At 56.4% G+C, this 1,013-nt stretch carries 1 protein-coding gene; it reads left to right on the forward strand.

Annotated features, from left to right (window positions below):
* Positions 1–543: 543 nt before the first annotated feature.
* Positions 544–1,013: GNAT family N-acetyltransferase (locus tag FXV83_RS42260; RefSeq protein ID WP_148745891.1), on the forward strand; the 470-nt coding region annotated here is incomplete at its 3' end.

The raw sequence follows: 1,013 nt of genomic DNA on the forward strand, positions 1-1,013 counted from the left end.
AAAGCTGATTATCTAAACACAAGAAAAACAGTGTGTCTTGGACTCGCGCGTTCGACAAGTTTCTGAGAGCATTGATCTCAGGCAATGCTGCTGGTCAGGGACGCTCATGATGCTCGCGCGCAGCCATCGCAATGGGGCCGCTGAACGTCATTGCTCGGAATTGGATCCGGAAAATCGCTGGTCGGCCTGTCGTTCGAGCTGCCCTACAAGGGGGAAAGTAGATCCATCCGTGTTCGCAAGCGATCAGCCGCACTCCTGCAACGTCCGAGCATGAACACGATGTGGGGCGACACGCAGGTCCAAAGAAGAAGAGAGCGCTACGTGCGACCATTACGGAGTTCGACAAGTTATCGTTCGATTTTCTGAGATGTTTTTGGCTAAGAGCGACACGAAGACGCTATCACCTCAGTGTGAGCTAAGGCGTCATCTGACCTTCAACCGCGCGGCGTATCTGTTTTGAACCGGGGGCAGCGGCAGCCTCCTGCCCCTAGGCCGCCGCTGGATCAGGTCGTATGTTGGTTAAACCTTAGAAGAGGATATGACATGGTGACCACGCGTGAAGTGTCTATCGATGACGCCCCAACGGTGACCCACATGGTTGCTGCCCTACTTGCCGAACTTGACGGCGGACAAAAGCAGGGCGGACTGGATACCCAGCTTGCTGTCGACCTACTGGCCATGAAAGAGCGCGTCTATGGGTTTCTGGCTTTCACGGAGGAACGCCCGGTCGGCCTCATTATGTTGTCGGAAAGCGCCGCCCTTTTTGCGGGGGGAACCTACGGTATTATCACCGAACTCTACGTGGTGCCGGATCAGCGATCGTCTGGGGTCGCGATGCGTCTCATTGAGGCTGCGGTGGGCCTGGGTACGCTAAAGGACTGGGTCCAGCTTGAAGTGGGGGCGCCGAGGCAACCCATGTGGAGCCGTAGCCCCAACTCAGCATTGTACTTGAAGGCCGGTTTTGCAGAGATCGGCCCACGCCTCAAGTTGCCGTTACACGGCTTAGCTAGTCA

It is taken from the genome of Bradyrhizobium hipponense (genome assembly GCF_008123965.1).
GTDB lineage: Bacteria > Pseudomonadota > Alphaproteobacteria > Rhizobiales > Xanthobacteraceae > Bradyrhizobium > Bradyrhizobium hipponense.